We start from the raw sequence: 13,325 nt of genomic DNA on the forward strand, positions 1-13,325 counted from the left end.
TCGGGCGCGGCGGCGAGGAGACGGGTGGAGAGCGTGCGCAGCTCCGCATCTCCCAGCCGCTGCGGCGGGCCGGCGGGGAAGACGTTCGTCGGGTCGATGCGGATGCCGTCCAGCCGGCCGGCGGTGAGCGCGAGGGCGAAGTTCATGCGGGTCAGCATCGCGCCGCTGTTCGTCCACTGCTCGGTGCTGTTGGGGTAGCCCGTGGGCGGGGATGCGAGGTACGGCATCTCGCCGAACGAGCGCAGCGCCTGCACCAGCCCGCGCGACGGGCCCACGTCCGCGCCCGTGGCCCGCAGCGCGCTCGCGACGAACTCCACCGGCGTCTTCACCTTGCCGTCGCGGTAGCGCGGATCCGCCATCTCGGGCGAGAGGAAGAGGGCGCGCGTCACCTCGCGCAGGTCGCCGCCGGTGCGCAGGAAGACGCCCGCGAGGCGGTCCACGAGCGCGGCGGGCGGCTGGTCGGCCACGAAGCGCTGGGCGAGCTGGAAGGCGACGTGGTGCGCCGTGGCCGGGCTGGTCGCCAGGATGTGCAGCACCTCGCGCCCGTCCTCCTCGCCGCGGCCGGCGGGCAGGCGGTGGCCCAGGACGGTCTTCTCGCCGCGGTCGTGCATTGCGGGGCGGAAGACGAACTTCGGGTCCAGCTCGCCTCCCGCGCCGGGGCGCGCGCGGTCCATCGTCCAGCCGGTGAAGGCGCGGGCGACCTCCACCACGTCGTGCTGCGTGTAGCCGCCGTCCACGCCCAGCGTGTGCAGCTCCATCAGCTCGCGGGCGTAGTTCTCGTTGATGCCGCGCGGACGGCGGAGCGCCTGCTGCACCGCCGCGGGCCCGGCCGCCAGCGCCGCGTCCAGCCGCGCCGCCTGCCGCGCGTTAACGCGGCCTGACGCGACGGCGGCCTGCCGCTGCTCCGGACTCAGCCCCTGCCAGCGCCGCAGCATCGCCTCGATGCGCGGGGCGGCGGCGTTGGACGAGTCCGGCACGGAGCTGGTCCAGTTGTCCAGGTAGACGAGCATGGCCGGGTGATGCGCCGTGGCGGACAGCAGGTCCTCGAACCTGCCGAACACGTGCGGGCGGATGGCGTTGCGCTCGTAGTCCGAGACGAGGTAGCGGTCCGCGTTCTTGCCGAAGAAGACGTTGAAGTGGTTGAACCAGAAGTCGCTCATCACCGCTTCCAGCTGCCGCTGCGAGTACACGGCGCGCTGCATCCGCGCCCCCGCCAGGTCGAACGCGATCCGCGCCGGACCCGCGACTCCCTGCCCCTGTTCTTGCCGCTGACGGCGCGCTACCCGCGCCGCATCTCCCGCCGCGCCGGGCCGCATCTGCCCGTCCGCATCCGCCTGCATCTCCCGCGATGCATCCGCCCGCATCTCCCCTGATGCGCCCGGCGTCATCGTCATCCCCGGAGCCATCGATGCGCTGTCAGGCATCACGCGGCGGCGGCGCGGGTTCGCGGACGGGTCAGCACCCGCGGCGCGGGCGAGGGAATCGCGGCGGGCGACCGCGGCCGGGTTCTGGCGAGGCTGGGGATAGGCGCGGTACAGCTCGGCCGTCGACATTCCGGCCGCGGGGAAACGCGCCAGCCGCGCATCGAGCGCAGAGTCGTCGATGCGCTCGGGGTGAAGCTGGCGGTCCAGCCACGCGGCGCCGCCCATTCGCAGCACCTCGTCCACGTCCTGCGACCGTGCGCCGTACGTCGCACGGTCCAGCAGCGCGAGGGCGCGCGCGGTGTCCTGCGGCAGCGCCGTCGCGTCTCGCCGGGCGAGCGTGGGGATGGGATACGACGCCGCGTCCACCGCCGGCGGTGCGGAGGCGAACGCGGCTAGGGTCGCTCCGGCGACGAGCGATGCGGCGGCGGCGAGGCGCCGAACGGGCGCGCGGCGGGGCGTGAAGGTACGTGGCTGGTTCATCTTCCGGTGCGGCTGGCGTCTCCGCGTGCGGCACGGGCGTGCCGCCATCTTCCTACCAGCGTTACACCTCCCGCGACTCCGCCGTTTGGCCGCGGGTCAGACGCAGCGTGCCTCCGGCGTTCACCTCCGCCGCGCATCCGCCGAGGCCTGCCGGGAACGGCGGGACGGGAGATGCGGGGCGGCGGATGGCAGCGTGCGCATCCGCGGAACATCTACCGTGGCGTGGCGAGTAGAAGCTGGACGAGAGGCACGCCCCGGCGGCGCATCATCCCTATCCGCCGAACCCTGGTTCCCCACCCGAGAGACCCACCGATGCGAATCCGAGCGCTGGTTTCCCTGCTGTGCCTGGCCGCCGCGGGGCCGCTGGCCGCGCAGGGCGTCATCATCCCGTGCGGCGACTGCCGCGGCGGCGTGCCCGAGTGGCGCGGCAGGCAGGCGCCCCCGCTGCCGGTGGAGTCCATCGCCATCGACACGCGTATCGACGGGCAGGTGGCGACCACGCACGTCACACAGGTCTTCCGCAACGAGACGGGCGCCACGCTGGAGGGCACCTACCTCTTCCCGATTCCCGAGGCGGCGTCGGTGAGCGACTTCGCCATCTGGGACGGCGACCGGCGCCTGGCCGGCGAGGTGCGTTCGCGTGAGGAGGCGCGGCGCGTGTACGACTCCATCGTGCGGCGGCGGCGCGACCCGGGGCTGCTGGAGTACGCCGGGCCCAACCTCTTCCAGGCCAGCATCTTCCCCATCCTCCCGCACGCCACCAAGAAGCTGGAGATCACCTACACGCAGGTGCTGCGGGCCGAGAGCGGCACCGTGGCGTACCGCTACCCGCTCGGCACCGGCCGCAACCTGGCCTCGGCCGAGCGCGTGTCCGGCCGTGTGGAGGTCCGGGCGCCCGGGCGCATCGGCACGGTGTACTCGCCCAGCCACGACGTGGACGTGAACCGGGGAGATGCGGACCGGCGCGCCGTCGCCACCTTCGAGGCCGGCCGCGCGGGCGGGCTGCGCGACTTCCAACTCTTCTACGCGCCGTCCGCATCGGACATCGGCACGTCGCTGGTCACGTACCGCGAGCCGGGCAAGGACGGCTACTTCCTGCTCCTCGTCGCCCCGCGCTCGGGCATGGCGGAGCGGGCGTACGCGGCGAAGGACGTGGTGTACGTGCTGGACACGTCCGGCTCCATGCGCGACGAGGGCAAGATCGACAAGGCCAAGCGCGCCCTCGTCTTCGGCCTCCGCGGCCTGGGCCCGGGCGACCGCTTCAACGTGGTCTCCTTCGCGGGCGAGACGCGGCTGATGGAGACGGGGCTGGTGCCCGCGGACCGCGCCGGGAAGCAGCGCGGCATCGACTTCGTGAACGGCCTGCAGGCTACCGGCGGCACCAACATCGACGAGGCGCTGACCACCGCGCTCGCCCAGCTCCCGCGCGAGGGAACGCGGCCGCGGCTGCTCGTCTTCCTCACCGACGGGCTGCCCACCGTGGGCGTGACGGACCCGGAGCGCATCGCGGCGAACGTGCGCGGGGCGCGGCGGAACGGCATGCGGCTCTTCACCTTCGGCGTGGGCTACGACGTGAACACACGGCTGCTGGACCGCGTGGCGGCCGACAACGGCGGCGTGGCGGACTACATCGAGCCGCGCGAGGACCTGGAGACGCGCGTGTCGGCCTTCTTCGACAAGGTCAACCACCCGGTGCTCACCGACCTGACGCTGGACATGGGCGGCGTGCGCACGGACCTGGTGTACCCGCGCGACCTGCCGGACCTGTTCAAGGGCACGCAGCTCGCCCTGGTGGGCCGCTACCGCAACGACGCGGACCTGCGCAACGTGGCGCTCCGCCTCACCGGCAGCGCCGGCGGCGTGCGGCAGACGTTCACCTTTCCCGGCCTCGCATTCCCGCGCCGCGCCGAGGCGAACGACTTCCTCCCGCGGCTGTGGGCCACGCGCCGAGTGGGCTGGCTCATGGAGCAGATCCGCACGCACGGCGAAGCGGCCGAGCTGCGCGACGAGGTGGTGGAGCTGGGCACGCGCTACGGCATCGTCACGCCGTACACGTCGTTCCTGGCGCTGGAGCCGGGCGCGGTGGAGGGCCAGCAGATGATCGCGACGGACCGGGCGGTGATCGGGCGTGCCGCCGGCGGTTCGATGCCGCTTCCGCCCCCGCCCCCGCCCCCGCCACCGCCGCCACCGCCGCCGCCCGCGGCGCCCTCCGTCGTTTCGGGCGAGGGCGCGGTGCGGGCCAGCAAGATCAGCCGCGCGCAGCAGGACGCGGTGTCTCTCCAGGGCCTCACGGTCGAGAGCGGCGGCTCGCGCCAGGTCGGCGACAAGACGTTCTACCTGCGCGAGGGCGTTTGGACGGATTCGGAGATCAAAGCCGACGCGCACCTGCCCGAGACCACGGTCGAGTTCGGCACCGACGCGTACTTCGCCCTGCTGCGCGAGCGGCCGGCGCTGGCCCGCTACTTCGCGCTGGGCGAGCGCGTCGCCGTGGTCGTGGAAGGCCGCGTCTTCCGCACCGCGCCACCCAAGCCGTAGCCGCCGCTCGTCCGCCGAGTCGCGGGTCGTAGACGGAGATGATCGGCGGATGCTGGCTCGTCCGCCGGTCTACGGGAGATGGACGGCCTGGGACGGAGCGGATGGACGACGGATGACGAGCCGACCATAGATGACGAACGGCGGAAGCGTCCGCGGGAGATACGGGAGCTTCCGCCGTTCTGGCGCGGCGCTGCTTGACGCCGCCATGCGTATCGCCTAGTCTGCGCGGGCGCGGCAGATGCGTGCCGGCGCGAACCCCCGGACAGCCAGCGAGGCGCGATGAGCGGCAGGATCGAGCGGGAGTTGAAGCAGACGAAGCCCGTGCCCAGCGTGGAGGAAGAGGCGTTCCTCAACGTCCTGCGCACCGCCAACGCGCTTCTCCAGGGACTGTCCGACCTCCTCAAGCCGTCGGACCTGACGCAGACGCAGTACAACGTGCTGCGCATCCTCCGCGGCGCGGGCCACGACGGCCTCACGTCGGGCGAGGTGGGAGCGCGCATGATCACCCGCGACCCCGACGTGACGCGCCTGCTGGACCGCCTGGAGAAGCGCGGCATGGTGGAGCGATGGCGTTGCGGCGAGGACCGCCGCGTCGTCTACACCCGCATCACCCCCGCCGGCCGCGACCTCATCGCCCCGCTGGACGACGCGGTCGCCGACCTCCACGTCGCGCAGCTCGGCCACCTGGGCCGCGACCGCCTGGAAACCCTCGTCGCCCTCCTCGAAGAATCCCGCGAAAAAGCCGCGAGCTGATCTCAGCCGCATCCTCCCGTCGAACGTCCGCACCTCCGCCTCACATCTCGCTTGACTCGCAAGCTCTCACCCGAGCGCCAGCAGGAGCTGGACGGGCTCTACCGCATTGCACGGGTGTTCAGTGCGTTTCTCTCAGGCGAGCCAGACGGCGCGGTCGTCGGTAAGCTGATGGAGGACATGTTGGATGCGCATCCCGACCTCGGATTGGAGGAGATGCGCTACCTCCGTGACGACCTTCTTCTTCCGACGGCTTTCGGCTGCTCGGCGAGCAGCTTCGCAGGCTGGACGCGATGCTCAGAGACGGTGCGGGCATCAGCCTCGACTCGCTGAACGCCAAGCGCCTCGCGCGCATCGCCAAGGTGCGGCAGAAGGGGAAGATCACTACGGACGCGCAATACTACCTCCTCCGCGAGCGCATCGAGGAAGTCTGGGAAGACGACGAGCGCCAGGACGAGTTGCACGCGCTGCAAGCGTTGATGCAGGACTATGAAGACCGCATCGTCGCGCGGGCGGAGAAGTCGAAGAGGAAGCCGGGACCAGCCGCATAGCCGATCCGCACTTCCTCGATCCGCCCTCCCGTCGCCACCTGTGGCTCCCGACCGTACCGAAGTGATGCGTTCGCCCGAGACAGAAATGTCCCGATGTGGCGGCAATGCCACGCGGCATGCGGGGCTCTCCAGTCGTAAAACGTTGCCGCTGAACGCGCTGGCGCCGTGCGAGAAATGGCATGAGCCATGCCTTGGACCCCCCTGGACGATCGCCCACCATTGCGGGACCTATCGCTCCCCACTATATCCGCTTCACCGCAGTACCGTCCCGCCCGCCCCCTGCTCCTGCCTCACCCCACCGATACGACCAACCGCGCCACCCGTAGTCGCAGGCCGCATTTCCACGCAGGTTTCTCTCACTCCCCCATCCATGGAGATGGATCGATGCGCTACCTTGTCCGTATCACTTGCATTGCCGGCTGTGCCCTGCTGGCATCGACACGCGCCGCGGCGGCCCAGGCTGCGCCGAACGCTCCCAAGCTGGAGTGGCGCCTGGGGCTGGACCTGCTCACGAGCACGATCCGCAGCTCCGCCGCCGAGGGAGCGGGCACGGGAAGCCGCGGCTGGGGCTTCCTGCTGGACGCGGGCGTCGGCTCGGGCCTGGTGAGCGCGACCGCCGACTTCGGCATGGAGTCCGTGCACGACAACCGGTCGTTCTCCGAGAACACTACGGAGGGATACCTCAGCTCTTCGGTCACGATGCTGCTGGGCAGCGTGGCGGCTGGCGTCCACACGCCTCCGGTTTCGCTGGGTGACCCGCGCGGCATGAAGCTCTCGGCAGGCGCGAACGTGGGATACACGTGGGCGCGCGCGGACCGCGGGATCGACCGCTGCACCGACTGCACCGTCGAGCACCTCGGTGTGAAGGGTGGCGCGTTCGTGGAGCCCGTGGTGAACCTGCACCGCGGCACCACGGTGTTCAACGCGCGCTACCGGATGCTCCAGGGCAACGCCGACCTGCGCAGCAGCTTCAGCATCGGCGTCTCCGCTCCCCTGCGTGGCAAGACCAAAACCCAGGATACGGAAGAGCCGCAGGCCGACCCCGCGGGTCCGGCGAACAAGCCTGCCGTCGCGTCCCCTCCGGCGCGCTGACCTTCCGCAGGCCGCTCGCCGCACTGCCGCTCTCTCCGCGGCGGACGGCTGGGACTTCCATCGAGAAGGGCGAGCGCTGGCCGGCGCTCGCCCTTCTCGCGTTCGGCAAACGGGGAGATCTCGCCGCTCCTGGCGGCGCCGCCCCTCGCTACGGAAGCAGCTCTCCCGTCCCTAGCTGGCCCTGCCGTCCCGATCCCCAGCAGTACGCGGCTCCGTCCGCATCCAACGCGCACACGTAGTCCGCGCCGCCGGCGAACGACACGAACCGCCTCTGGCCCTTGATCGCCAGTGGCGTGGTGGACAGCTCCACACGCGTACCCACGCCCAGCTTTCCCATCAGGTTGAGGCCCCAGCACACGCTGGCGCCCGCCGTGGGCGTGCCGCAGGTGGCGGCCCCACTGGCGTCGATGGCCGTGAACGTCGCCCCGTTCTGCGCCAGCGCGGGGACGACGCGGTTCTCGAAGCCGCCCGTGCCAAGCTGGCCCTGCCCGTTGTCGCCCCAGCAAAGCGCCGTTCCGGCGGCGGTCAGCCCGCACGCGTGGCTGTTGCTGAGCGAGAGGGCGGTGAAGCGCGCGGAGGTGTCCACGGGTCCGGGCGTGGGAGAGCAGACGCTCGCGAAGCCGAACACCGCTCCGCACCCGCCCACCGCCCGGCCCAGCTCGCCACGGTTGTCCGATCCCCAGCAGTACGCCCGGCCCGCGGCGGTGAGCCCGCAGGTGAAGGCGTCGCCCGCCGCGAGCGACACGAGTGCCACGTCGCCCGGCACCCGGAACGGCGTGGGCACCGTCTCGCCGAACGCGGCGCTGCCGGTCTCTCCGAGGACGTTGAACCCCCAGCAGAACGCGGCGCCCGCCGTGTCCAGCGCGCAGGCGTGGCGAATTCCGGCGGCCACCGCGGTGTAGCTGCGGCCCGGCAGCGCCAGCGGCGACCGGGCGCACTGCACCTGCGACGCCCCACACCGCTCGGGCGCCGCTTGGCCGAGCTGGCCGCCGGCGCCGGAGCCCCAGCAGTACGCCGTCTGCCCGGCCGCGATGCCGCAGGTGAACCCCGAACCCACGCTGATGGCGGTGAAGCGGAGGCCGCCAGCCACCTTCACCGGTGCGGCGCGCGGCTGGTCCGTGCCGTCGCCAAGCTGGCCCACCGTGTTGTCGCCCCAGCACCACGCCTCGCCCGCGGGGGTGAGCCCGCAGGTGTGCGACGTACGCGCGCTCAGCGACGCGAGCGCCGGCACGCCCGGCACCCGCACGGGCTCGCTCACGCACGAGTGGTCGTAGCAGCCCGCGAACTTGTTCTCTACCGAAACCGGGTCGCCGTGACAGGCGGCGAGGACGCACAGAAGCGGCAGTGGGAGATACCAGCCGCGGTTGAATCGTCGCATCTGGATGATGGGTTGGCGGTGTTGACGCGGCGCGAGATGGGTTCTCGAGCGGGCGGATGGACGACAAGCCCCAGAATGCCGATCGGCGGGCAGCACCACACGGGCCGGGCGCGGGTGGCCGGGAGGCCCGGCATCTCCCGGCACCTCCGTTCAGGGTCGATCGAGAGGCTTCACCTCGCGGCAGCTCACGCAAGGCTCACCCGGAGGCTGGCGAGTCGCCGGAAGATGCGTAGCTCACATCACGTTGAAGATATCTCCGTAGATCAACGCCGGCGTCAACTGCTTCCCGCCTCCGGCGCGCCGCCCTCGATGGCGGGCCGCGCATCTCCCGTCCCGCCCGTGACCATGAGCGCGACGCCGAGGATCACCAGCGCGGCGCAGGCGTAGCCGACAGGGCCCATCTTCTCGCCCCACACGAAGTACGCGGCGACGGCGGCGACCACCGGCTCGAAAGTGGCGACCGTGGCGGCGCGCGTGGCCTCGATGCGCTGGAGGCCGGCGCTGTACAGCAGATACGAGCCGTACGTGGGCACCACCGCCACGAACGCCAGCACCGCCCACGCGGCAGGGCTCTTCGCGTGGAAGCGCACCAGCGGCAGCAGGCACGCGGCGCCCACCGGCAGCGCGTACAGGAAGAGCGTGGACGCGTGGTAGCGCGCGAAGAAGCGCTTGCCGAACAGGTAGTACAGCGCGTACGCCCAGCCCGACGTGAGTCCCCACGCCAGCGCCGGGCCGCTGAGCCGCATCCCCTGCCCTCCGCTCGTGGCGATGCCCGCCACGCCCGCGAGCGCCACGCCCATCGCCAGCAGCTTGCGCGCCCCCAGCCGCTCGCGCAGGAACGCGGCGGACATCACCGCCACCCAAACGGGCGCCGTGTAGAGCAGCACGGCCGCCAGCGCCGCGCCGCCCGCCTGCACCGCGCGGAAGTACGCCACGTACATCAGTGCGATGCCCACCGCGCCGAACCCCGCCACGCTCGCCAGGTCGCGCCGCGCGATGCGCACCTCGCGCCGCGCTGCCGCGTGCACGCCGAACAGCACCGCCGCGAACGCCGCCCGCCAGAACGAGATCTCCACCGGGTCTATGCCCGCCCGCATCGCGAACCGCGACGCCGGCCCGATCAGCCCCCAGAGCGATGCCGCCAGCAGCACGAACACGTATCCCATCGTCCCCACCGTTCGTGTTTCGGCCCCACCGGCGGCCGTCCATCGTGATGGTGTGCGCGGATGTGAACTCGGCCAGACCCGTCCGACAATCCTCGTGAGGCCGAAGATCCCCGTTCAGCGACTCCACGTGGGAGCGCTGGCGTTTCAGTCACGGTGCAACGCGAGGAGAACACAATCATGGCACTCTACAAGAACGGTGGCTACCTCACCAAGTCGAACGACGCGGCGTTCGACAAGCTCTACAAACCCGGTGCGAAGTGCCCGGCCTCCGGGATCTATCGCTGTGAAGGGTGTGGCGACGAGATCGCCTCGAACAAGGACAATCCGTTCCCCACGCAGAACCAGCAGCAGCACAAGCCCTCGTCCGGCGCCATCGAGTGGCGGCTGATCGTCCAGTCGGAGTCGAAGGACTAGGGCGCCGCTGTCCGCTCCGTCCTGCCGAGACGTCGTGCGCACGCGGCGTCTCGGCAGCTTCGGTTAACATCAGCCACGAGTGAGAGGCAACCATGAGCGATCTTCAGAAGCCGGGCGAAGTGCCTGCCACACCCGGAGAGTACATCGAGCGCGGTCCGCGTGGAGGGGAGGTGGCCGATCCCCGTCAGGTAACCATCGAGCCGGGCGACCACCCCCTGCCGCCGACGCAGGAGCCGGGAAGGACCTGGGAACGGATCGGCCCGGCGAAACCATAGCTCGACAGTCGGCGGCCCCTCGTTCGTTCGCAACGAGGGGCGTCGGCTTTGCGCAAGCGCCGGGCGACGAAATGGGCTAGACCGCAGCCGCGTAACCACGCTGCGACTTCGGCAGAGAGTGACGAAGCGCCCCGAAGCCGACCGGCTCCGGGGCAAACTTCGTACAGCTCAACCCATGACCTCAGTTCCTTCGTTCAGGATCGCAAGATATGTCGGGTAGACGAAGAGCCGATCCCGTTGCCTACCCGTGGACTCTTCCACAATTCCCAGTTCCTCCAGCTTGCGGATGGCCGTGCTTACCGTCGGCACGCTCAGCCCCAGGTCCCGCGCGGCGTGCGAGATGGTGAGCAGCGGCTTCCTGCGCATCAGGTGATGCACGCGCAACGCCGAGCCCGCGGCGCGGCCGATTCCCTCGATGCGGCGGCGGTCCTCATCCAGCAGCGCCAGGATTCGCCTGGCAGTGCCGCTCGCCTGGTCCGCCGTGGTCGCCACCCCGTCGAGGAAGAAGCGCAGCCACGCTTCCCAGTCACCGTCCATGCGTACGCGCTGGAGGAGTTCGTAGTACGTCTGCCGGTGCTGCTTGAAGTAGAGGCTCAGGTACAACAGCGGCTCCGACAGCGCGCCTTCCGCACACAGCAGGAAGGTCACGAGCAACCGGCCCAGGCGTCCGTTTCCGTCGAGAAACGGGTGGATGGTCTCGAACTGGACGTGCGCCAGAGCCGCCTTGATCAGCGTAGGCGTGCGGCGGGGCTGATCGTGCAGGAAGTTCTCGAGGTCGCCCAAGACGTAGAGCAGCTCGCCGTGCGGCGGCGGGACGAACGCCGCATTTCCCGGCCGGCTCCCTCCGATCCAGTTCTGACTTCGTCTGAACTCACCGGGAGTCTGCTCGCTCCCCCGCCCCTGCGCCATTAATACGCCGTGAATCTCCTTGACGAGCCGAAGCGAGATCGGGAAACCGCCGCGAAGCCTGGAGAGGCCATGATCCATGGCGGAGACGTACCGAGACACCTCGCGCACGTCGTCCATCGGCACTCCCGGCGCCTCACTGTTCTCGAAGAGGATCAGCTCCGAGAAAGACGACTGCGTACCCTCGATCTGCGAGGAGAGCACTGCCTCCTTGCGAATGTACAGGTAGAGGAACAACGAAGGGTCGGGCAGCAGCGTGGAGATCCCGTCCAATCGTCCCAGCGCTCGGTTGGCCTGTTCCAGAAGGTCGTGCAGCTCCACATCGAGCACCAGGCCGGGCTCCGGCGGTAGCGGGCTGGGAATGAACGCTTCATAATGCTCCCCTGCCGTGCTATGCCTCTCCAGACGACCCTGCATCCCTCGCTCCACGGAACGCTCCTTATTAAAGGATACTTTCATAGCGTTTCCAACTATTAAAATATAGCTGCCTATGTTTTAATAGCAATCAACCTATCGGACGGAATTGCGCCACCACGAAGAAACCCCGAGAGCCGTTCGGCTCCCAGGGCTTCACTCCAACGGCAATCTACTCGGTGAGAGGTGCTATTAAAGGATACGTTAATAGCACGGTTCGCTAATAAGACTTCAACGCTAAAGGTTAAATAACGTTCGATTCGTCCGCAATTCAGAACCGGAACGCCACCTTGATGCTCCCGCTCCCCTTCTTGTCCATCGCCGTCAGCAGCGCCTCGCGCACGTCCGAGAGCGCGAACGTGTGGGTGAGCAGCGGGCCCACGGGCGCTCGCCCGTCCGCCACCATCGCCGCGGCCTCGGTGAAGGCGCCAGACGTGGGGCTGGCGTGCGTGTGGCCGCCGTAGCACAGGCTGCCGCGCAGCGTGAGCTCCTTGAGCCAGATAGGCGACCAGTCGATCCCCGGCAGCGTCGTCGAGTTCCCCAGCAGCACGATCGTCCCGCCCTGGCGCGTGAACCGCAGCGCATCTTCCACCCCGCGCGTGCCACCCACGCACACGTAGGTCACGTCGAACCCGCCCACGGCGATGCGCTTGCCGATCACCGGCTTCATCAACCGCGCGCCGGAGATGGACGCCAGCTCATCGAAGTAGTCGCCCCGCCCGGAGACGGTGCGCTTCGCCCCCAGCCGCTCCGCCTGGTCCGCCTGGAACTGGTGCCGCGCCATCACCGTCAGCTCCACGCGCGGGGCGAGGGCGTGCAGCGCCGCCGTGGTCATCAGCCCGATCGCGCCGGAGCCGATCACCAGGACCTTCGCCCCGTCCACCGGCAGGTTGGCGCGCACGGCGTGGATCGAGCACGCCAGCGGCTCGATCAGCACCGCCTCCTCGTACGTCACCTTCTCGGGCACGCGCACGAGCTGCGTCTCGTGCGCCACGAACTCCTCGCCCCAGCTCCCGCCCAGGCCCTTCGTGGTCCCGATCAGCATTCCTGGGGCGACCTTGCCGTCCGTGAAGTGCGCGCACCGCGAGTGGTGCCCGTCCGCGCAGTCCGGGCAGGGCGGATCGATCTCCCGCGGCTCGCAGCACAGCAGCGGGTTGGCGACCACGCGCTCGCCCACGGAGAAGCCACGCACGCCGCGGCCGGTCTCGACGACGGTGCCGACGTTCTCGTGCCCCGGAACGAACGGGAACGACGAGAAGGGCGAGGTGGATGGGCTCGCCTTGAGCGTCACGATCGCGAGGTCGCTTCCGCAGATGCCGCCCATGTGCGTGCGGATGCGGACCCAGCGGTCGCTCGGCAGCGAGGGCGCCGCCGTCGTGCCGAGCCGCGTGCAGGCGTGAGGGCCTACGTACAGGCGCTCGTTCATCTTCCCCGCCGCCGCCGTCGCCAGGTAGCGCGGGATGGGCGCCGCGAAGGTGACCGCCCTCACGCAGGCACTCCCGGCGTGACGATGCGCAGCGCGCCCGGCACGCAGTCGATCCGCACCTCGGCAGACGAGGCGCGGTTGTACTCGCCGTCCGTCTCATACGCCGGCGGCTCGGCGAAGCGCAGCGTGAACCCCGCCGCCTTCTCCGTCACCACCTCGGGCTGCATGGCGTGCGTCCCCTTGGTCGCCGCGCCGAAGAGCTGCATACGGCGCAGCGCGGAGGCGTCGTGGATGGAGACCGCGTCCAGCATCCCGTCCGTCAGCGACGCGTCCGGCGCGATGCGGAACGAGCCGCCGAAGTTGCGGGCGTTGGCGACGATCAGCATCAGGTGCCGCGTGGACGGCCGCTGCGCCGCGTCGGTGCCAATGGCGATGTCCACCCCGCGGTAGCCCAAGAGCTGCCGCAGGGCCGAGTACATGTACAGCGCGTTGCCCTTGATCCAGCGGATGCGGG

General features: G+C 70.3%; 11 protein-coding genes. 5 read left to right on the forward strand and 6 right to left on the reverse strand.

Features of this window, described 5'->3' with window-relative positions; translation table 11 throughout:
- Positions 1–1,904 (reverse strand): DUF1800 domain-containing protein (locus VFE05_21400; GenBank protein HET6232645.1); only part of this gene is annotated, 1,904 nt, incomplete at its 3' end.
- 312 nt (positions 1,905–2,216) lie between these two features.
- On the opposite strand from VFE05_21400, the gene VFE05_21405 reads away from it, so the two are divergent.
- The 4 genes from VFE05_21405 to VFE05_21420 all read left to right on the forward strand — a co-directional run bounded on the left by VFE05_21405 (position 2,217) and on the right by VFE05_21420 (position 6,832).
- On the forward strand, positions 2,217–4,439 hold the full coding sequence (locus VFE05_21405) for a VIT and VWA domain-containing protein (protein HET6232646.1): 2,223 nt from the start codon (positions 2,217–2,219) through the stop codon (positions 4,437–4,439).
- Between the two features lie 279 nt (positions 4,440–4,718).
- Positions 4,719–5,192 (forward strand): MarR family transcriptional regulator, encoded by a 474-nt coding sequence (locus tag VFE05_21410; protein ID HET6232647.1) that lies wholly within the window; start codon positions 4,719–4,721, stop codon positions 5,190–5,192.
- Positions 5,193–5,482: 290 nt separating this feature from the next.
- Positions 5,483–5,740: a hypothetical protein gene (locus VFE05_21415; protein ID HET6232648.1), complete on the forward strand. Its 258-nt coding sequence runs from the start codon at positions 5,483–5,485 to the stop codon at positions 5,738–5,740.
- A gap of 384 nt (positions 5,741–6,124) precedes the next feature.
- Positions 6,125–6,832: a hypothetical protein gene (locus tag VFE05_21420; GenBank protein ID HET6232649.1), complete on the forward strand. Its 708-nt coding sequence runs from the start codon at positions 6,125–6,127 to the stop codon at positions 6,830–6,832.
- Positions 6,833–6,980: 148 nt separating this feature from the next.
- Here the strand turns inward: VFE05_21420 and VFE05_21425 are convergent, their stop codons facing one another.
- Entirely contained in the window at positions 6,981–8,210 is a 1,230-nt protein-coding gene (locus VFE05_21425; GenBank protein HET6232650.1) for a hypothetical protein, read from the reverse strand.
- Between the two features lie 275 nt (positions 8,211–8,485).
- Positions 8,486–9,376 (reverse strand): EamA family transporter, encoded by an 891-nt coding sequence (locus VFE05_21430; GenBank protein HET6232651.1) that lies wholly within the window; start codon positions 9,374–9,376, stop codon positions 8,486–8,488.
- Positions 9,377–9,553: 177 nt separating this feature from the next.
- On the opposite strand from VFE05_21430, the gene VFE05_21435 reads away from it, so the two are divergent.
- A complete protein-coding gene (locus VFE05_21435; protein HET6232652.1) occupies positions 9,554–9,790 on the forward strand; it encodes a hypothetical protein in 237 nt (78 codons plus the stop codon).
- Between the two features lie 443 nt (positions 9,791–10,233).
- Here the strand turns inward: VFE05_21435 and VFE05_21440 are convergent, their stop codons facing one another.
- The 3 genes from VFE05_21440 to VFE05_21450 all read right to left on the reverse strand — a co-directional run.
- Positions 10,234–11,388, reverse strand: a complete 1,155-nt coding sequence (locus tag VFE05_21440) for a Fic family protein (GenBank protein HET6232653.1) — start codon at positions 11,386–11,388, stop codon at positions 10,234–10,236.
- A 268-nt stretch (positions 11,389–11,656) separates the two neighbouring features.
- Entirely contained in the window at positions 11,657–12,874 is a 1,218-nt protein-coding gene (locus tag VFE05_21445; protein HET6232654.1) for an alcohol dehydrogenase catalytic domain-containing protein, read from the reverse strand.
- Positions 12,871–13,325 (reverse strand): hypothetical protein (locus VFE05_21450; GenBank protein HET6232655.1); only part of this gene is annotated, 455 nt, incomplete at its 5' end. The genes VFE05_21445 and VFE05_21450, both read right to left, overlap by 4 nt.

It is taken from the genome of Longimicrobiaceae bacterium, from assembly GCA_035696245.1.
Taxonomy (GTDB): domain Bacteria; phylum Gemmatimonadota; class Gemmatimonadetes; order Longimicrobiales; family Longimicrobiaceae; genus DASRQW01.

Bases quoted from the DNA above. Each gene is read 5' to 3' on its own strand.
- VFE05_21420 (HET6232649.1), top strand. From the start codon at position 6,125: ATGCGCTACCTTGTCCGTATCACTTGCATTGCCGGCTGTGCCCTGCTG.
- VFE05_21405 (HET6232646.1), top strand. From the start codon at position 2,217: ATGCGAATCCGAGCGCTGGTTTCCCTGCTGTGCCTGGCCGCCGCGGGG.
- VFE05_21430 (HET6232651.1), bottom strand. From the start codon at position 9,376: ATGGGATACGTGTTCGTGCTGCTGGCGGCATCGCTCTGGGGGCTGATC.
- VFE05_21415 (HET6232648.1), top strand. From the start codon at position 5,483: ATGCTCAGAGACGGTGCGGGCATCAGCCTCGACTCGCTGAACGCCAAG.
- VFE05_21440 (HET6232653.1), bottom strand. From the start codon at position 11,388: ATGCAGGGTCGTCTGGAGAGGCATAGCACGGCAGGGGAGCATTATGAA.
- VFE05_21425 (HET6232650.1), bottom strand. From the start codon at position 8,210: ATGCGACGATTCAACCGCGGCTGGTATCTCCCACTGCCGCTTCTGTGC.
- VFE05_21435 (HET6232652.1), top strand. From the start codon at position 9,554: ATGGCACTCTACAAGAACGGTGGCTACCTCACCAAGTCGAACGACGCG.
- VFE05_21410 (HET6232647.1), top strand. From the start codon at position 4,719: ATGAGCGGCAGGATCGAGCGGGAGTTGAAGCAGACGAAGCCCGTGCCC.